Genomic DNA, 13,380 nt, shown 5'->3' with positions numbered 1-13,380 from the left:
AGACTGCGGCACGAACGGACGACTGTTCGGAAAGGCAGCGGCACAAATGGACGGCAGATCAGGACGACGACACGAGCAAACGACAGCCCGAATGGACGACAGACCAAAACGCCGGCAATACGAATAGACTGCGGCACGAACGGACGACTGTTCGGAAAGGCAGCGGCACAAATGGACGGCAGATCAGGACGACGACACGAGCAAACGACAGCCCGAATGGACGACAGACCAAAACGCCGGCAATACGAATAGGCAGCGGCGCGAATGGCCGAAAATTCAGAATTTCAAATAAAAATCACTGGTCAACGCCCGATACTCCTCCGTATACTCCTCATGCGCACCCGTCCCGATGGTCAGTTCATCCCGTTCGCAGTCCGCCGCCGAGCCGCCGGCCCCAAATGCCGAGCCCTCCTCTCCGCGGCATGCCGCGCCGCCTCCGGTCCCGCGCACCGCACCGTCCCGCCCGCAAACCGCCGCATAGCTGAAGCCGAACCCGTGCGCCGTCCTGTGCTGCACAGAGCGTTCCGACGCTTCACCGCTCGTGCGCTCCGGCCCCTCCCGTTCGTCGATCGTCCCGCCTCCGCATCCGTGCGCGAACTCCATCAGCACCCTCCGCACGCCGCGCCGGGGCGTCGAACGCACCTCCGTGCAGCGCACCATGCGCAGCGAGCGGCACTCCGCGAGAAACAACCCCGCTTCGGGCGGCGGCAGCACGAGGGCGAAACGCCCGCCGGGCGCGAGCAACCGCACCACGGCGTCGTGCAACTCGTCGAAGGGCAGTTCCGACGCATGGCGCGCCCGCGAGCGTCCCGCATCGGGCGAAGCGAGCGAATCGACGAAAAAAGGAGGATTCGACACGATCAGATCGTAACGCTCCGCCGGCTCGAAGCGCTGCACGGGACACTGCACCGTCTCCACCCTCGCACCCCACGGCGAGGCATCGGCATTCGCACGCGCCTCCGCCACCTCGCCTATGTCGAGCGCCGTGATCCGCACTCCGGACCGCTCCTGCGTCCGCTGCGCCAGCATCAGGGCGATCACCCCCGTCCCCGTGCCGATGTCGAGAATGCGGCCGACCGACGAAGACACGCGCACCCATGCCCCGAGCAGCACCCCGTCGGTGCCGACCTTCATCGGCGAGCGCTCCTGCCGGATCGTGAACTGTTTGAATCGGAACATCGGGTCGATCAATTATCGAGATAGCCGTCCATGCCCGCTCCGAAGAGCGCGAAATCGTAGCGGACGGGATCGTCCGGATCGAACGTGCGGAGCGCCGCGGTGATCTCCTCCACGGCCCGCCAGTCGTTCTGACGCCGCACGAGCAGGCCGAGCGCACGCCCCATTTCGCCCGCATGGAGATCCAGCGGCAGGTAGAGGGCCGACATCGGAATGCGCCGCCACGCACCGAAGTCCACGCCGCGCGCGTCGCGCCGCACCATCCAGCGCAGAAACATGCAGAGCCGCTTGCACGCGGCACCCCTGTCGATCGCAGAGAGGTGTTTCTCGCAGTGCGGCGCATGCTGCGCGGCGAAAAACTCGCGGCGGAAAGCCGACAGCACGGCGGGTATCGTCCCCAGCGCTTCGTAGCGGCTTTCGAAAAATGCGCCCAGACCGCCGTACAGCTCCTCCATCCGGCGCAGTGCCAGCACGAAGTCGCGCAGATCGCGGCCGTTGAACGTGCGGTGCACATACGCATCGAGCAATGCCAGTTCGCGCTCCGAGGCATGGCGCACGAAATCGGCCGGAGCATCGTCCATATACTGCATCATCCGCAGCCCGTTGCGTACGATCGCCTTGCGGTTGCCCCATGCGATCGTGGCCGCCAGAAATCCCGCGATCTCGCGGTCGTGCCGCTCCGCATAGCGGTGAGGCACCGCGATCGGATCGTGCGCGATGAACTCCTCGCGGTTGTACTTGTCGTGGAGCCGTTCGAGCAGCTCCCGCAGTTCGTCGCGTTCCATCGGTCAGCGGATGAGGCCGTCGCTCATGGTAATCCGGCGGTCGGCCATCCCGGCCAGCCGGTCGTCGTGCGTAACGATCACGATCGTCTGCCCCAGCTTCTCGCGCAGCTCGAAGAAGAGGCGGTGGATCTCCTCACGGTTCTGCGTGTCGAGGTTGCCCGACGGCTCGTCGGCCAGCAGCACGGCGGGTGCGTTGACCAGCGCCCGCGCAATGGCCACGCGCTGCTGCTCGCCGCCCGACAACTGGGCGGGCTTATGGCCGGCACGATCGGCGAGCCCCACCGTCCGCAGCAGTTCGGCAGCCCGCCGTTCGCTCCCGGCCTTGTCGCGGCGGCCGATCAGGGCCGGGATCATCACGTTCTCCAGCGCCGTGAACTCGGGCAACAAATGGTGGAACTGGAACACGAAGCCGATCCGCTCGTTGCGGAAGCGCGACAGCTCCCTGTCGCCGAGCCGTCCGACCTCGCGGCCGTCGACCTCCACACGGCCCGCGTCCGGCGCGAGCAGCGTCCCCACGATCTGCAGGAGCGTGGTCTTGCCGGCGCCGCTGGCACCGACCACCGAGACCACCTCGCCGGCCTCGACATCGAGCGAAACGCCCTTCAGCACTTCGAGCGTGCCGTATCTCTTATGAATATCAATGCATCGTATCATCATAGGCAAATCCGTATCTATCGTGCGCCGCCGCGGCATCCGCCGTCCGTGCCCCCCCGGTCGAAACGATCCGCGCCGCCGCGGCCGAGAAAGTCGGCCGGCGGAGCGGTGAAATCTCGCACAGCGGATCGGCGCTCAGCGGATCGATGCACATCGCCCGCCATGCTTCGCACGGACCGGAGGCGCCGCATCCCTCGGACGAGCCGCCGGCCGGCTGAAAAGCGCTTCCCCAGCTTCGAGCTCACGCCCGCCGTAAAGCTCCTCGCTGTCCGCGATCTACGTCCGCTCCCGGGCAGTCCAACATACTCATCGACAGGTCCTCGTCTGCTGCGAACCGATCCCGCCCGACGTTTCAAACAGCCCGATGGCTCGGGTCTGCAAAGCCGGGCTCCCGCCGTACCGGACACCGGCATGCAGCGCTCCGGCGCATCGTGCGGAATCCGGCCGCCCCCCACCGGCCGCATATCCGCACCCTCCCGCAGCCGTACCGGAGCTTCCCGCAGATACAGGCCGCCTGCGAACGGTCGCAGTCGCCGCCGCCCGTTCCCGAACGGCCCCCCACGGTTTCTGCCCGAGGGAGGGCGCGTGTCCCTCCCTTCCGGTTCCGCACCGGTTCGGCCGCCCGGGAATGCGACCGTTGCATCCGCTCCGTATTTTCCCGTCTTCGCACACGACCTCCGCCTCCACGAGCGGCACATGTCCTCACACCGGCCCGGCGCTCCCGCGTAAAGCGGGCTGCCGCACGGCTCCTTCAGGCTTCCTGCCTCCGCACGTTACGCCCGAAGGCTTCGAAGATACGCACCGTCTCGACCGCTTCGCGCGTATCGTGCACGCGCAGGATCGTCGCGCCCTGCCTGAGACACTCCCAGCCGAGGGCGACCGTACCGGCCAACGCCTCGTCGGGCGTCGTCCCGAGCAGTTTGTAGATCATCGACTTGCGCGAAACACCCGCCAGCACCGGAAAGCCCAGCGCTGCGATGCGGTGCAGGCCCCCGAGCAGTTCGTAGTTCTGGTCGAGCGTCTTGGCGAAGCCGAACCCCGGATCGAGCACGATATGCTCCTTGCGGATGCCGGCCGCCAGCATCGCCCCGATGCGCCCCTCGAAATAGGCGCAGACCTCGGCCGTTATGTCCCGTTCGTAAGCCGTAAGGCTCTGCATGGTCTGCGGATCGCCCTTCATGTGCATGGCAATATAGGGGACCCCGAGACGGGCCACGACCGGGAGCATCCGCCCGTCCAACTCGCCGGCCGAGATGTCGTTGACGATCAAAGGACCGAACTCTCCGACGGCCCGCTCGGCCACCGAGGCGCGGAACGTATCGACCGACACGGCCGTGCGGGGGGCTATGCGGCGCACGGCCCCCACCCCTTCGGCCACACGGCGCCACTCCTCCTCGGGCGGCACCACTTCGGCCCCGGAGCGCGACGAATAGCCGCCCACGTCGATGATCGAGCACCCGGCCTCCACGGCCTCGCCGATGCGGCGTTCGATCTCCGCGACACGCGGCGTGCGGCTGCCGGCATAAAAGGAGTCGGGCGTAACGTTCAGAATCGTCATCACCTGCGGCTTGCGCAGGTCGAGTTCACTTCCGGTTCGCATCCTGTCTGAATTTTCGGTCGAGGAGCATCACCGCCGGTCGGAGATCCTCCTCGAAAAGATTGACCATCGTATAGTCGGCCTTCGCCACGAGCGCGTCGTCGTCGAGCTGCGCCGCCATGCGCCGCCGCACGTCGGCCTCGGCCACTCCGTCGCGGCGGCAGGTTCGCTCGATGCGCAGACGCTCGGGAGCCATCACCGCCAGCACACGGTCGACGACGTCGTCGAAACCCGATTCGAACAGAATCGCGCTCTCCAGAATCACGTAGTCCCCCGTCTGTTGCGCGGCCCACGCCTCGAAATCCTCGCGCACGGCCGGATGCACCAAGGCATTCAGATCGGCAAGCGCCCGCGCATCGCGGAAAACCACGTCGGAGAGCGCACGGCGGTCCAGCACGCCGCCGCGAAAGATTCCGGCTCCGAAGCGGGCTTCGAGCGCCGGACGCAGCGGCCCCGACATCAGCCGTTTGGCCTCGGCGTCGGAGTCGTAGACCGCCACGCCGCGCTCGGCGAAAAGCCGGCAAACCGTGCTCTTGCCGCTGCCGATGCCGCCCGTAATGCCGATCTTCATCATGGCTCGGTCTTCTTTTCGTGCGGCATGCCGATCTCGGGCACAGCGCCGATCGAGATCACCTTGATGTCGCTGAAACGCACCGAAATGGCATTCTGCAACGACCGGGGGTCGATGACGATCAGTCCCTCGCGCCCCTCCTCCCGGGAAGGCTCGTATTTGAGCTCCGAGAGCGGGATGCGCAGCGTCTTGTTCATGTAGGCTTTGTATCCGAAAAGATTCGTCCCCACGCCCTCCACGACGCACGTTACCTTGAACTCTTCGCCGTCGACATTCAGACGGATCGTCTGTTCCGCGGTATACGTATAGCTCAGTTTGGCGATATACCAGAGGATGAACGACGCCACCAGCAACGCCAGAAAGACCGGCGAGACGTATTGCCTCAGCCAGCGGACAAAGTTTTCCATCGTATCCTTTTCCATTTTCATTCGTATCCGCAAAGGTAAAAATAAAAAGGACTGCGTCAAAGCCTGCGCAGTCCTTTTTATCCGCAACCGCCCCGCCCGGAAGTGCGGGCCGTGTTCCGGCGTCCGTTGCTACTCCTCCTTGTCCCCCTTCGCACGCTTCGCCATCAGGTCGTAGGCGACGGGCGTCGCCACGAAAATCGTCGAAGCCGTACCCACGACGACACCCACGAGCAGACCGAAGATGAAGCCGCGGATGGTCTCGCCGCCGAAGAAGAACATGGCCAGCAGCGTTACGAGCGTCGTACCCGAGGTGTTGATCGTACGCGACAAAGTCGAGTTGATGGCATTGTTCACATTCTCGCGGAGCCGGCGCTTCGGATAGAGACCGAGGTACTCGCGGATTCGGTCGAAGACGACCACCGTATCGTTGATCGAATAACCGATGATCGTGAGGATCGCCGCGATGAATGCCTGATTCACTTCGAGGTTGAACGGCACCAGCCCGTAGAGGAGCGAGAAGAGTCCGATCACGAACAGGGCGTTGAAGGCCAGAGCGAGCGTCGCGCCCGAAGCCCACTGCCAGCGCTTGAAGCGGAAGGCGATGTACAGACCGATGGCGATCAGCGAGAAGAAGACCGACCAGATGGCGTTCCACGTCATGTCCGAAGCGATCGAGGGGCCGATCTTGTCGGCGGTGAGGATACCGTTCGCATCGGTCTGCGTGTTGCGGAAGCCGTCGAACGAAATATCATAGGTATAAAGCGGCTTGAGGGCCTTGTAGAGGATCTCCTCCACCTCGCCCGTCGCCTCGTCCGACGTGTCGTCGTACTTGTATTGGGTTACGATGCGCATCTGGTTCTCGTTGCCGTATTGTTTCACCTCGAAGCTGACGGACGAGGCATCGGCATCGGCGAGCTGGCCGAAGGCCGCGGACAGGTTGCTGCGCACCTCCTCGGCCGAAACCGGCTGGTCGAAGCGGACCACATAGGCGCGGCCGCCGGTAAATTCGGCGCCGAGGTTCAGACCGCGGGCGAAGAACGACACGCAGGCCACGAGGATCACGGCGCCGCACACCCAGTAGGAGATCTTGCGCAGGCCGATGAAATCGACATGCGTATTCGAAAGGAAATTCTCCGACCATTTGCGCGAGAAGGAGATGCGGCCCCATTTGCCCGCGATCCATTCGATCAGCAGGCGGGTGATGAAGATCGCGCAGAAGAACGAAGTGATGATACCGATGATGAGCGTCGTGGCGAAGCCCTGCACGGGACCGTTGCCGAAGACGAAGAGCACGATGCCCGTGATGATCGTGGTGAGGTTGCCGTCGATGATCGCGGAGTAGGCTTTCGAGAAACCGTCCTTGATGGCGAGCATGAGTCCCTTGCCGCCGCGCAGCTCCTCCTTGATGCGTTCGTAGATGATGACGTTGGCATCGACGGCCATACCCATCGTGAGGACGATACCCGCGATACCGGGCAGCGTCAGCACGGCACCGAACGAGACGAGCACGCCCATCAGCAGGAAGACGTTGCACAGCAGGGCTATATCGGACATCCACCCGGCCGTCTTGTAGAACAGGCCCATGTAGAGGAGCACGAGGATGAAGGCGAAGACGAACGACATCAGACCCGCATTGATCGACTCCTGTCCGAGCGAGGGTCCGACCACCGTATCCTGAATGATGCGGGCCGGTGCAGGCACCTTGCCCGATTTGAGGACATTGGCGAGGTCTTTCGCCTCCTGAATGGTGAAGCCGCCCGTGATGGACGAAGTGCCCTTGTCGATCTTGGTGTTGACGCGGGGTGCGGAGTAGACGTAACCGTCGAGCACGATGGCGATGCACTTGCCGATGTTCTCGCCCGTCATGCGGGCCCACTCCTGCGTACCTTCGCCGTTCATGGTCATCGAGACTTCGGCTTCGGCGCCGCGCTGCGCATAGGTCTCGACGGCATCGACCACGACGCTGCCGTCCAGCGGCGCCTTGCCGTCGGGCGTGGTTACGCGGATGGCGTAGAGGTAGTAGCGCCCGTCGATGTTGTCGTCGCCCTTCACGCCCCACTTGAACACGACGTCGGCCGGAAGCAGATCGCGCACGGCGGGTTGCGCCAGATAGGCTTCGACGGTCGCCATGTCGGCCTTGTAGGCGGCACCCACGGCGGCACCGCCCGCATAATCGGGATCGAGCACCGCGAAGAGCGGATTCTGCTCGCGGGTATAGCGCGAAGCGGCGGCCTGCTGCGTATCGGCGGCAGCGGCGGTCTTGCCCACTTCGGCCAACAGACCGGTCGAAGTGCTGTCGGGCTCTTCCGCGGCCGTCTCTTCCGCCGCGGTCTCGGCGGCGAGGTGTTCGTCGCGGATCAACTTGTCGGCGCTTGCCAGACGCGGCAGCATCTCGCCGGCGTCGTAGGTGAGCCAGAACTCCAGCGAAGCGGTGCCCTGCAACAGGTCGCGCACGCGCTGCGGCTCCTTCACGCCCGGCAGCTCCACGAGGATGCGGTGCGAGTTGGGCAGACGCATGATGTTGGGCTGCGTTACGCCGAAATGGTCGATGCGGCTGCGGAGCACGTTGAACGATGCGGCGATCGCGGCTTCGGTCTCCCTTTTGAGGATGCGGGCCACCTCCGCGTCGGAAGTTTCGAGGGTGATGTCCTTGCGGTCGGGGCTGACGAAGACCGAAGCGAGCGAGGTGCCGTCCGAATGCTCCCTGAACGAACGCACGAAATCGTCGATGTAGTCTTTCGACGTTCCCTGCTTCTGCGCTTCGTTGGCTTCGGCGATGGCCGCCGCGAAGGCCGGATCGTGCTGGCTGTCGCCGGCCAGCGCCTTGATTACGTCCTCCACCTGCACTTCGAGCATGACGTTCATGCCGCCCTTGAGGTCGAGGCCGAGGTTGAGCTCCTTCTCCTTGCAGACTTTGTAGGTGAACTTCGTGAAACCGAGGTTGTACACGGGCAGGTTCTGCACGGAGTCGAGATAGTGCTGCTCGGCTTCGGCCTGCTGCTCGGGACTGAATTGTGCGGCATACCTCGCCGCGGCCTTCTCTACGCTCCGCGTCTTGAACGTGAAGGAGAGCTGATAAATACACGCGACGGCCAGAAGCACAGCGAGTAATTTAATGGCACCTTTACTTTGCATTTGAGTTAAATAATTTGTTATTACGTTTGTTTAATTATCGTTCGGTCTTAGCATTACGCACAATAGCACGCAAAGATAGAAAAAATATCCGCAACGCGCAACGCACTCCGCACAAATCTGCGCTCCGCACCTCGAAAAGTCCGCTTTTTCGCAGTCGTCTGCCCGCCCCGGCAATCCCCGGACGGAACCGGGGCTGCGCCCGGCCCGGCGAAAACGCCGGACCCATGCCGGCGCGCCCCCCTGCGGTCGGCGGCGCTTCCGATCCGTTCGGGCCTCAGCCACCGGCAGCAGGGGCTTGCCCGTTCAGGCCCCGTTCCGCAGGCCGCGGCCGCCGTCCGCCATCCCGAAGACACGGGAAATGCCTTGCGGTTCGGCGCCGGCGATCCGGTCTCCGTCGGTTCGATGGCGGAGCACCGATGCCGCCTCGGGCCGGGTGTTCGCGGGCATCCGGCGCCGGCGGCAGACAGACACGAAGCCTTTCGGGCTGGGTGCCGTCCGCCGCATGGGGGCGGCGCCGAACGGCCGGCATTGCCGGGGCCGCACCGACGATACGCCGCAGCGGCCGCCGTCCGGAATCGCTCCGGCAATATCCGAAAACCCGGCAGGAACCCGGCAGAAATCCGACAGGTCCCCGGCAGGCTCCTCTCAAAAGGCCCGGCAGAAGCCCGGCAAGCATCCGGCAAAAACACGACGAGACACCAACAGAATCCCGGCAAGAATGCGGCAGAGGAGCGGCAACCTCCGTCCCGACCGCAACCGAGACGAGCGGCGCAAAAGCGCGGCCGGCAACCGGACGCCCTCCCGAGCCCCCGGAGCCCGGTCGGGACGAAGCTCCGCGAGACACCGCCCGAACAGCGGCGCGCCCGAACGATCCGGCAAACCGGCGGCAGGGGCCGCTCGAAGCCCTACCGGGAAAACCGGCCCGCCACACGAAACGATCCCGAATCCGGATCGCAAAATCGCCTCGGCAAACCGATAATCGCATAAAAACAGTACCTTTGCACGCTATGACTGCCCACGGAAACATCCGCTACCATCTTGCCGCGCTCTTCACCGTCGCGGTGTGGGGCACGACGTTCGTTGCAACCAAAGTATTGATAGTCAACGGACTGACACCTTCCGAAATTTTCTTCCTGCGTTTCGCTCTGGCCTATGCGGCCATCCGGCTCGTCGCTCCGCGCCGTCTCGGTGCCGCGTCGTGGCGCGACGAAGCGTGGCTGGCCGCCGCCGGCATCTCGGGCGGTTCGCTCTACTTCCTCACCGAGAACGTCGCCCTCAGCTGCTCGGCCGCCTCGAACGTCTCGCTCATCGTCTGCACCGCACCCCTCTGGACCGCCCTCATCGTGAGCCTCCGCGACCGTTCCGAACGGATGACGCGCCGTCAGTCGCTCGGCGTCGCCGCCGCCTTTGCGGGAGTCGTGCTGGTCGTGTTCAACGGGAATTTCGTGCTCCGCCTCTCGCCGCGGGGCGATCTGCTGGCCTTCGCCTCGGCCCTCAGCTGGGTGGGCTACTCGCTCGTAATGAAACGCATCGGCGACCGTTACCCCACGCTCTTCATCACGCGAAAAATATTTTTTTACGGTCTGCTGACCATCCTCCCCGTACTCGCCGTCCGACAGCCGGCATTCGACGCGGCCACGCTGATGCGGCCCGTCGTCTGGGGCAATCTGCTCTTTCTGGGGCTGGTCGCCTCGATGCTCTGCTACGTGCTGTGGAACACCGCCCTGCGGCATCTGGGCGTGGTGCGCGCCACGAACTACGGCTACCTCAACCCGCTGACGACGATGCTCGCAGCCTCGCTCTGCATCGGCGAGCGGATCACGCCCGTCGCCATGCTGGGCGCCGCGCTGATTCTCGCGGGCATGTGGCAGGCGGAGCGCAACCGATAGCGATCGCCCCGGTCTCACGGCCTTCAGTCGTGCTTCGCAGCCGCAAAACTGCCCCGAGGCACCGCAGTCCTGCCGCTTCACCCGCCCCGGAATCCGCAGTGCAGACACCCCGTTCATTCCCAGCCCTCTTGCACCCCGAGGCACCGCAGTCCGGCCGCTTCACCCGCCCCGAAATCCGCAGTGCAGACACCCCGTTCATTTCCCAGCCCTCTTGCACCCCGAGGCACCGCAGAAACGCAGCATACGGCATAAAAAAAGCCGCGGCCCCTACAGGGTCGCGGCCTTACCCGCCCAACTTACCTTACTTCACCTCCTCGAACTCCACGTCCTCGGGTTGTCCGTCGTCGCGCGGCTGGCTGCCGCCTGCGCTGCCCGTCGCACCCTGCGACTGCTGTCCGGCACCCGAGGCACCTGCGGCGCCCTGCGCCTGCTGCGCGGAATAGATGTCCTGCGAAGCGGCCTGCCATGCGGCGTTCAACTCGGCGATCGCCGTGTCAATAGCCGCCACATCGGCGTTCTTGTGCGCCTCCTTGAGCTTGCCCAGAGCCCCCTCGATCGCCGACTTCTTGTCGGCCGGAATCTTGTCGCCGTACTCCTTGAGCTGCTTTTCGGTGGCGAAGATGTTCGAGTCGGCGGCGTTGATCTTGTCGATGCGCTCCTTCTCCTCGCGGTCTTTCGCTTCGTTGGCCTTCGCCTCGTCGCGCATGCGCTGGATCTCCTGTTCCGTCAGCCCCGACGAAGCCTCGATGCGGATCTTCTGCTCCTTGCCCGTGCCCTTGTCCTTGGCCGAGACGTTCAGAATGCCGTTGGCGTCAATATCGAACGTAACCTCGATCTGCGGCACGCCGCGCGGTGCGGCCGGAATGCCGTCCAAGTGGAAACGGCCGATCGACTTGTTGTCGCGGGCCAGCGGACGCTCGCCCTGACAGACGTTGATCTCCACCGAAGGCTGGTTGTCGGCCGCCGTCGAGAAGACCTCCGACTTGCGGGTCGGGATCGTCGTGTTGGCGTCAATGAGCTTGGTCATCACGCCGCCCAGCGTCTCGATACCCAGCGACAGCGGCGTAACGTCGAGCAGCAGCACGTCCTTCACTTCGCCCGTCAGCACGCCGCCCTGAATGGCTGCGCCCACTGCGACCACCTCGTCGGGGTTCACCGACTTGTTGGGCGTCTTGCCGAAGAACTCCTCGACGATCTTCTGGATCGCGGGAATACGGGTCGAACCGCCCACGAGGATCACCTCGTCGATCTGGCCGGCTTCGAGGCCGGCGTCGCGCAGCGCCAGTTTGCAGGGCTCCACGGTCTTGCGGATCAGATGATCGCACAACTGCTCGAACTTCGAGCGCGTGAGCGTCATCACCAAGTGCTGCGGGATGCCGTTCACGGGCATGATGTACGGAAGGTTGATCTCCGTCGTCGTCGAGGACGAGAGCTCGATCTTGGCCTTCTCGGCCGCCTCCTTCAGACGTTGGAGCGCCATCGCATCCTGCCTCAGGTCGATCTGGTGCTCGGCCTTGAAGGCTTCGGCCATGTAGTCGATCAGCACGTGGTCGAAGTCGTCGCCGCCCAGATGCGTGTCGCCGTTGGTGGACTTCACCTCGAATACGCCGTCGCCCAGTTCGAGGATCGAAATATCGAACGTACCGCCGCCGAGGTCGTAGACGGCGATCTTCATGTCGTTCTGCTTCTTGTCGAGGCCGTAGGCCAGTGCGGCGGCCGTCGGCTCGTTGATGATCCGGCGCACCTTCAGACCCGCGATCTCGCCCGCCTCCTTCGTGGCCTGACGCTGCGAATCGGAGAAGTAGGCCGGCACCGTGATCACGGCTTCCGTAACCTCCTGTCCGAGGTAATCCTCGGCCGTCTTCTTCATCTTCTGGAGAATGATGGCCGAAATCTCCTGCGGCGTGTACTGGCGGCCGTCGATGTCCACGCGCGGCGTATTGTTGGGGCCCTGCACGATCTTATAGGGAGCGCGTGCGATCTCCGACGCCACCTTGTCGTAGGGTTCGCCCATGAAACGCTTGATCGAGAAGATCGTGCGCTGCGGATTGGTGATGGCCTGACGCTTGGCGGGGTCGCCCACCTTGCGCTCGCCGCCGTCGGTGAATGCCACGATCGAGGGCGTGGTGCGGTGTCCCTCGGAGTTGGGGATCACCACGGGCTCCGAGCCTTCCATCACCGCCACGCACGAGTTCGTAGTTCCTAAGTCGATACCAATAATCTTTGCCATAGTCTTTTGTATGTGTTTAATCGTTTTCCTGTTTTTGCGACCGTTCTGATTTCCATCGGCCCGGCTCCCCGCCATCGCAGCCCGGAGCTGTCCGACACGCCCGTCTAACGAACAAAGGTTGTACCAAACGGAGTTTTCTGACAATCGCCTGCCATTTTGACAGATCGGCTGCCGGAATCGGCCGTCCGCGCAGCGGTTTCTGCCAAAAAGACACGAAAGATTCCGGCGGCAGCGGAGGAGGGGGGGGGGTACCCGCGCTCGCCGAAAAGCCCGTCCGCCCGGATACCGCCGATCCGCCCGCAGGATTTCCGCAGGCGGGCAGCCGATGCAAAGCCCCCGAGGCCGATGCGCAATACCATAAAAAACGGACCCGCTTGCGGCAGGCCCGTCCGACCGGTTCGACCGGCATCGTATATCGTTCTATTTTTCGTTCAGGATACGCATCGCAGCATCCAGAATCGCCGTATCGTCGAGCGTAACCACCCCGCCGTCCGGTCCCTGTTCGAAATGAACGCCCGCGCCGTTCTTGCATGCGTGCTGGCCTCCGAAATAGTTCCGGACCGTCTCCACGTCGATTCCGAGTTCGTCTGCAATGCGCTGCGAACTGCCGCTGGGCAGCTTGTCCTTGATACGGCGCAATTCGTTAAATGTGATAATCATACCTTATGAGTTTTAAGTTGATAGTTCTGCACCACTAATTTAAGACAATTTCTCGAAAATGCAAAATTTTCTTTTCAGAAAAAATTCACATTCCGCATCCGTCGTCGCAAAAGCCCTGCCGCGACTGCCCGAATCTCCTCCCTCCCCCGCCATCCGTCCGAGGCTCGGGCTCCGTCTCGCGCATCCGACGAACCGCCGGCGGCAGCCCCCATCGCACGGACCGCCTCCCCCAAAGACCGGGGTACCCCAAAAACAGCGGCGAGAGAATGCACGAAA

10 protein-coding genes are annotated in these 13,380 nt (G+C 63.9%); 1 reads left to right on the top strand and 9 read right to left on the bottom strand.

Going from position 1 to position 13,380, the window contains the following annotated elements:
- Positions 1-276: 276 nt before the first annotated feature.
- The 7 genes from BN3659_RS09150 to secDF form a co-directional block, all read right to left on the bottom strand.
- On the bottom strand, positions 277-1,179 hold the full coding sequence (locus BN3659_RS09150) for a tRNA1(Val) (adenine(37)-N6)-methyltransferase (RefSeq protein WP_091536399.1): 903 nt from the start codon (positions 1,177-1,179) through the stop codon (positions 277-279).
- Between the two features lie 8 nt (positions 1,180-1,187).
- A complete protein-coding gene (locus BN3659_RS09145; protein WP_091536393.1) occupies positions 1,188-1,961 on the bottom strand; it encodes a TIGR02757 family protein in 774 nt (257 codons plus the stop codon).
- 3 nt (positions 1,962-1,964) lie between these two features.
- Positions 1,965-2,615 (bottom strand): ABC transporter ATP-binding protein, encoded by a 651-nt coding sequence (locus tag BN3659_RS09140; RefSeq protein ID WP_091536392.1) that lies wholly within the window; start codon positions 2,613-2,615, stop codon positions 1,965-1,967.
- Positions 2,616-3,366: 751 nt separating this feature from the next.
- Positions 3,367-4,215: a dihydropteroate synthase gene (gene folP / locus BN3659_RS09135; RefSeq protein ID WP_458692779.1), complete on the bottom strand. Its 849-nt coding sequence runs from the start codon at positions 4,213-4,215 to the stop codon at positions 3,367-3,369.
- Positions 4,199-4,783 (bottom strand): dephospho-CoA kinase, encoded by a 585-nt coding sequence (gene coaE, locus BN3659_RS09130; RefSeq protein ID WP_091536396.1) that lies wholly within the window; start codon positions 4,781-4,783, stop codon positions 4,199-4,201. The genes folP and coaE overlap by 17 nt, the downstream gene beginning before the upstream one ends.
- Positions 4,783-5,190, bottom strand: a complete 408-nt coding sequence (locus BN3659_RS09125; RefSeq protein ID WP_091536395.1) for a hypothetical protein — start codon at positions 5,188-5,190, stop codon at positions 4,783-4,785. Before BN3659_RS09125 ends, coaE begins: the two co-directional genes overlap by 1 nt.
- A gap of 129 nt (positions 5,191-5,319) precedes the next feature.
- Positions 5,320-8,325, bottom strand: a complete 3,006-nt coding sequence (gene secDF, locus BN3659_RS09120; protein ID WP_091536390.1) for a protein translocase subunit SecDF — start codon at positions 8,323-8,325, stop codon at positions 5,320-5,322.
- A 1,007-nt stretch (positions 8,326-9,332) separates the two neighbouring features.
- Between secDF and BN3659_RS09115 the strand changes: the two genes are divergently transcribed.
- Positions 9,333-10,214, top strand: a complete 882-nt coding sequence (locus BN3659_RS09115; protein ID WP_091536389.1) for a DMT family transporter — start codon at positions 9,333-9,335, stop codon at positions 10,212-10,214.
- Positions 10,215-10,515: 301 nt separating this feature from the next.
- Here BN3659_RS09115 and dnaK read toward each other — a convergent pair whose 3' ends face one another.
- Together dnaK and BN3659_RS09105 are read right to left on the bottom strand one after the other, a co-directional pair.
- Entirely contained in the window at positions 10,516-12,444 is a 1,929-nt protein-coding gene (dnaK, locus tag BN3659_RS09110; RefSeq protein ID WP_091536387.1) for a molecular chaperone DnaK, read from the bottom strand.
- Positions 12,445-12,864: 420 nt separating this feature from the next.
- Positions 12,865-13,104 carry a DNA-binding protein gene (locus BN3659_RS09105; protein ID WP_091536386.1) on the bottom strand — a complete coding sequence of 80 codons (240 nt, stop codon included), beginning with the start codon at positions 13,102-13,104 and terminating at the stop codon, positions 12,865-12,867.
- Between the last annotated feature and the right edge of the window lie 276 nt (positions 13,105-13,380).

The organism is Alistipes sp. CHKCI003, assembly GCF_900021155.1.
In the GTDB taxonomy this organism is placed as follows: domain Bacteria; phylum Bacteroidota; class Bacteroidia; order Bacteroidales; family Rikenellaceae; genus Alistipes; species Alistipes excrementavium.
Note: the sequence above shows the minus strand (reverse complement) of the source record. Positions and strands in the feature narration are given on the sequence as shown.

Bases quoted from the DNA above. Each gene is read 5' to 3' on its own strand.
- secDF (WP_091536390.1), bottom strand. From the start codon at position 8,325: ATGCAAAGTAAAGGTGCCATTAAATTACTCGCTGTGCTTCTGGCCGTC.
- BN3659_RS09105 (WP_091536386.1), bottom strand. From the start codon at position 13,104: ATGATTATCACATTTAACGAATTGCGCCGTATCAAGGACAAGCTGCCC.
- BN3659_RS09115 (WP_091536389.1), top strand. From the start codon at position 9,333: ATGACTGCCCACGGAAACATCCGCTACCATCTTGCCGCGCTCTTCACC.
- BN3659_RS09140 (WP_091536392.1), bottom strand. From the start codon at position 2,615: ATGATACGATGCATTGATATTCATAAGAGATACGGCACGCTCGAAGTG.
- BN3659_RS09125 (WP_091536395.1), bottom strand. From the start codon at position 5,190: ATGGAAAACTTTGTCCGCTGGCTGAGGCAATACGTCTCGCCGGTCTTT.
- coaE (WP_091536396.1), bottom strand. From the start codon at position 4,783: ATGAAGATCGGCATTACGGGCGGCATCGGCAGCGGCAAGAGCACGGTT.
- dnaK (WP_091536387.1), bottom strand. From the start codon at position 12,444: ATGGCAAAGATTATTGGTATCGACTTAGGAACTACGAACTCGTGCGTG.
- BN3659_RS09145 (WP_091536393.1), bottom strand. From the start codon at position 1,961: ATGGAACGCGACGAACTGCGGGAGCTGCTCGAACGGCTCCACGACAAG.
- folP (WP_458692779.1), bottom strand. From the start codon at position 4,215: ATGCGAACCGGAAGTGAACTCGACCTGCGCAAGCCGCAGGTGATGACG.
- BN3659_RS09150 (WP_091536399.1), bottom strand. From the start codon at position 1,179: ATGTTCCGATTCAAACAGTTCACGATCCGGCAGGAGCGCTCGCCGATG.